Genomic DNA, 4,359 nt, shown 5'->3' with positions numbered 1-4,359 from the left:
CTGGCCAGCCGGGGTCACCGACTACGCCGTGGTCTGGGTCCAGGTCGCGGGCAGCAACTACCACTTCGGTGAGAGCTTCCACAACGCCCCGATCGAGTCGCCGGTCAAGTGCACGATCAGCTCCGACGGCAACCCCGAGACCTACGACGTCCCCGTCGGTGTGACCGAGATCGAGGGCTGGCGCACCTCCGCCACCGTGGCCAAGGGCCGCGCCGTGTCCGCGGACGTCGTCACGGTCAACCAGGGCGGCATCGCCGGAGCCTCGCTCCAGAAGCTCTCGGGCCGCACGTGGACCACCGTCAAGACGGTCGCGGTCGGCGCCACCTCCACCCGGGTGACCTTCCCGAAGCAGACCCGCAGGGGCACCTTCAAGTACCGCCTGGTCCTGCCCGGCTCCGAGTCGGTCACCGGCGACACCACCGCCCCCCTCACGGTGCGGGTGCGCTGACCTCCAGCACGACGACGTAGCCGAGGAGCCGGTGGCCGTGACACGACATGTCACCGCCAGCGGCTCCTCGCACGTCCACCAGCAGTGCGGCCGCGTCGTCGCCCGCGGTCGACGCGGCCGTGATCGCCAGCACGACACCGTGGGTCTCCGGCGTCGCGACGGGCAGCGCGTCGTGGTGGTCCTCGGTGAAGGTGACCGTCCGGGCCAGGTCGGCGCCCAGCACGTCCTCGAGCCAGCCGGCCTGCTCGGCGTCGGTCGCCAAGGGCCAGGCGACCCGGTCGCCCACCGCGAACGGGGGCGCGCAGCACCGCAGGTGCCACGCGTCCACCCACACCCTCACGCGCATCCTCGGAGGATCCCAGTCGTCCCGTCCGACCGCGACCGATTTCCCGCTCGCGGTCAGGTCCGTCAGGCGAGGAACACCCCGTGCCCGGGCTGAGCCACGTCTACCCTGGGGGCGTGGACGTCACTGGGGGTGTCGGGTCCGCCGGCCAGCGGGCCGACGCGGCCCACCTCGACGACGTCGTACGACGGGTGCTCGCCAGCGTCGTGCGGCTCCCGGGTTGCTGTCGTGCGGGGGTGGCCCTCACCGAGGGCGGTGGGCGTCGCCTGCGGTTCACCGCTCAGGAGCGGGACGCTGACGTCGAGCTCGCGTGGTGCCTGATCGATGCCTACGACGACGTGCCGCTGACCGCTGTCGTCAGCAGCGGCGAGCCCATCCTGGGCGACCTCGACACCCTCGACCGCCGCTTCTCCGGGATGGTCGAGCACCAGCGTGAGCAGGGCGTCGTGGCGCTCGCCGTGCTGCCGCTGCCCGGCACCGGCTCGCCCGTGGGCGGACTGATCCTCTTCTACGACCAGGCGCAGCCCTTCGACACCGAGCAGCGCGAGGGCCTGCTCCGGGTCGCCGCCGACGTGGCCGCTGAGCTGGTCGACGCGCGCGCGGGCGCCGTGCGCCGCGAGCAGGTGCTCGCCGACGAGCCGGTGGAGGAGCGAGCCCTCGTGGGGGACGTGGTCGTCGACGCCGACCCGCGTGCCGCGAGCGCCGCCCGCCGTTTCCTGCGGAGCCAGCTCGCGAGCTGGTCGGTGGACGACGACGTGACCGACACGGCGGTCCTGCTGCTCTCCGAGCTCGTCACCAACGCGATCATCCACACCGATGCCGCAGCCGAGGTGCGGGTGGTCCTCGACGAGGGGGAGCTGACGGTCACCGTGCGCGACCAGGGGCGCCCCGGGGACGATGCCGCGGCCGAGCCCGACGAGGACGACGACCCGCTGCGGGTGCACGGCCGCGGGCTCCAGCTCGTCGACGCCCTTGCCGAGCGCTGGGGCTCCGAGCGCGACGCGGTCGGCACCACGGTCTGGTTCGCGCTCCCGGCTTAGCGGTCGGCCCGAGAAGGTCGGCGTAGCCTGGCTCGCGTGGAGCACCCGATGAGCACCGTGACCGGCACCAGGACCAATAGGTGCACGGAGCGTTTCGGCCAGCGCGACGAGCTCGACGTCGTCCGGCACGTCTGACCGGCTGCCGTGTCCACCGACTGGCTGCTGCGCCAGCATGAGCGCGGCAACCCCCACTCGCGCATCGACGACCGTCACCCCGGTGACGAGGCCTGGTCGACGGGCAACGTCGTGCGCCCGCTCGTGCACGGCGCCACCTACTTCGCCGAGCTGCTCGAGCGCCTCGAGGCGACGCGCGAGGGCGACCTCGTCGTCTTCACCGACTGGCAGGGCGACGCCGACGAGCGGCTCGACGGCAGCCCTGGCAGCGAGGTCGCCGATGTGCTGGCCCGGGCCGACGAGCGCGGCGTGGACGTCCGGGGCCTGGTGTGGCGCTCGCACAGCGCGGCGACGGGCTTCACGGCGGGGGAGAACCTCCGCCTCGGCGAGGAGCTCCAGTCCCGCGGGGCCGAGGCGCTGCTGGACATGCGCGTGCGCCACGGCGGCTCGCACCACCAGAAGCTGCTGGTCATCCGGCACCGCGACGACCCCTCCCGCGACATCGCCTACGTCGGGGGCATCGACCTGTGCCACTCGCGGCGCGACGACGCCGACCACGGCGGTGACCCGCAGGCGCTCGGCACGATGGCCGAGGACTACGGCGAGACCCCGCCCTGGCACGACATCCAGGCGGCGATCAGCGGTCCGGCGGTGCACGACGTGGAGACCGTCTTCCGCGAGCGCTGGGAGGACCCGACGCCCCTGACACGCAGCCCGTTCTTCTGGGTGCGCGACCGGGTGCTGGGCCTCGACGTCAGCCCCGACCCGCTGCCCGAGCAGGCACCCCCGCCACCGTCGCCACCGGGTGCCTCGCACGCGGTCCAGCTGCTCCGCACCTACCCCGACCTCCGGCTGGGGCGGGACTACCCGTTCGCCCGCGGCGGGGAGCGCAGCGTGGCCCGCGGCTACAGCAAGGCCCTGGGGAAGGCCCGCACGCTGGTCTACCTCGAGGACCAGTACCTCTGGGGTCGTCACATCGGCGACGCCTTCGTCCGGGCCCTGCGCGACCAGCCCGACCTGCACGTGCTGGCCGTCGTGCCCCTGCACCCGGACCTGGCCGGAGCCGCCCGGGTGCCCGAGCTGGTGGGCCGCCGGCGGGCGATGGCCGAGATGCACCGGGCCGCACCCGACCGGGTCGCGGTCTTCGGCATCGAGAACCACGCGGGCACGCCGGTCTACGTGCACGCCAAGTGCTGCATCATCGACGACACCTGGACGAGCGTCGGCTCCGACAACTTCAACCGCCGGTCGTGGACCCACGACTCGGAGCTGTCGGCGGTGGTCGTGGACACCGACCCGGCCGACCTCGGCGCCTACGCCCGCGCGCTCAGGCTGCGGCTGGCGGCCGAGCACCTCGACCTGGAGGAGGACGACGCTGCGGCGATGAGCCGGTGCGTCGACCCGATCGCCATGTTCCACGCGTTCTCCCGCAGCGCGGACGCCCTGGACGCCTGGCACGCCGGGGGTCGACGCGGCGAGCGCCCCGCGGGTCGACTGCGGCGCCTCCGGGTCCCCGAGCTCGGTCGCTGGCAGCGGACGTGGGCCCTCCCGGCCTACCTCACGATGCACGACCCCGACGGCCGCCCGAGGTCGCTGCGGCGCCGCGACTCCTTCTAGCCACGATGGCGGGGTCCCGCCGTGGGATTCGTCTCAGGAAGCACGCTGCGGCGCCGATCGGCGTACGGTGAGGGAAGCAGCCAGCCACGACGACGCGAAAGGCCCCATGCCGCCAGGGACCAGCACCACCGTGACCGAGCCCGACCTCGACACGGACACGTCCCACCGGCCCAGCCTCCGCTCCATCGTCAAGCGCGTCGCGCTGAGCCTGCTGATCGCCTGCGCCGTGCCGGCCACGCTGTTCTACGTGTGCCTGATGGCCACGGGGGTCTGGACGGCCATGCTCGTCGCCCTCGCGTGGGCCTACGGCGCCATCGCGTGGCGTGCCGTCACCCACCGCCGCACGTCGGGGCTGCTGATCCTGACCGCGATCGTGCTGACCGGACGCACGGTCGTCTCGTTCGTGGCCGACAGCACCTACTTCTACTTCCTCCAGCCGATCATCAGCGACGGCGTGGTCGCCACGGCCTTCCTGCTCTCGCTCGCGAGTGCGCGGCCGATGGTGGCGCGGCTGGCCGGAGACTTCTACCCGATGGACCACGAGATCTCGGTGCGGCCGCGCATCCGACGTCTCTTCCGCGACCTCACGCTGGTCTGGGCGCTGGTCTGCCTCGGCAAGGCGAGCGCCACCCTGTGGCTGCTGCAGACGCAGTCGATGGAGACGTTCGTGCTGGCCAACAGCATCACCGGGCTGAGCCTCACCGCGGTCGCGGCGGGCCTCACGATCGTCACCGCCGCCGTCGTGGCGCGCCACGAGGGGCTGCTCTGCCCCGCTGTCGCCCGCGTCGCCTGAGCGC

The 4,359-nt window shown here is 73.2% G+C and carries 5 protein-coding genes; 4 read left to right on the top strand and 1 reads right to left on the bottom strand.

Translation table 11 applies throughout. The annotated features are described in order from the left end of the window. A partial coding sequence (locus tag AAG827_RS22005; protein WP_341928348.1) for a hypothetical protein occupies positions 1 to 448 on the top strand: 448 nt, incomplete at its 5' end. On the opposite strand, the gene AAG827_RS22000 is transcribed toward AAG827_RS22005, so the two are convergent. Next, positions 429 to 788, bottom strand: a complete 360-nt coding sequence (locus AAG827_RS22000) for a DUF6578 domain-containing protein (protein ID WP_341928347.1) — start codon at positions 786 to 788, stop codon at positions 429 to 431. The genes AAG827_RS22005 and AAG827_RS22000 overlap by 20 nt on opposite strands. A 119-nt stretch (positions 789 to 907) precedes the next feature. Between AAG827_RS22000 and AAG827_RS21995 the strand changes: the two genes are divergently transcribed. The 3 genes from AAG827_RS21995 to AAG827_RS21985 all read left to right on the top strand — a co-directional run bounded on the left by AAG827_RS21995 (position 908) and on the right by AAG827_RS21985 (position 4,355). Beyond that, positions 908 to 1,831, top strand: a complete 924-nt coding sequence (locus AAG827_RS21995) for an ATP-binding protein (RefSeq protein WP_341928346.1) — start codon at positions 908 to 910, stop codon at positions 1,829 to 1,831. A 144-nt stretch (positions 1,832 to 1,975) separates the two neighbouring features. Continuing rightward, entirely contained in the window at positions 1,976 to 3,562 is a 1,587-nt protein-coding gene (locus AAG827_RS21990) for a phospholipase D-like domain-containing protein (protein ID WP_341928345.1), read from the top strand. A gap of 130 nt (positions 3,563 to 3,692) precedes the next feature. Beyond that, positions 3,693 to 4,355 (top strand): VC0807 family protein, encoded by a 663-nt coding sequence (locus AAG827_RS21985; RefSeq protein WP_341928344.1) that lies wholly within the window; start codon positions 3,693 to 3,695, stop codon positions 4,353 to 4,355. Positions 4,356 to 4,359 lie beyond the last annotated feature (4 nt).

This window comes from Nocardioides psychrotolerans (assembly GCF_943371775.1).
GTDB lineage: Bacteria > Actinomycetota > Actinomycetes > Propionibacteriales > Nocardioidaceae > Nocardioides > Nocardioides psychrotolerans_A.
Note: the sequence above shows the minus strand (reverse complement) of the source record. Positions and strands in the feature narration are given on the sequence as shown.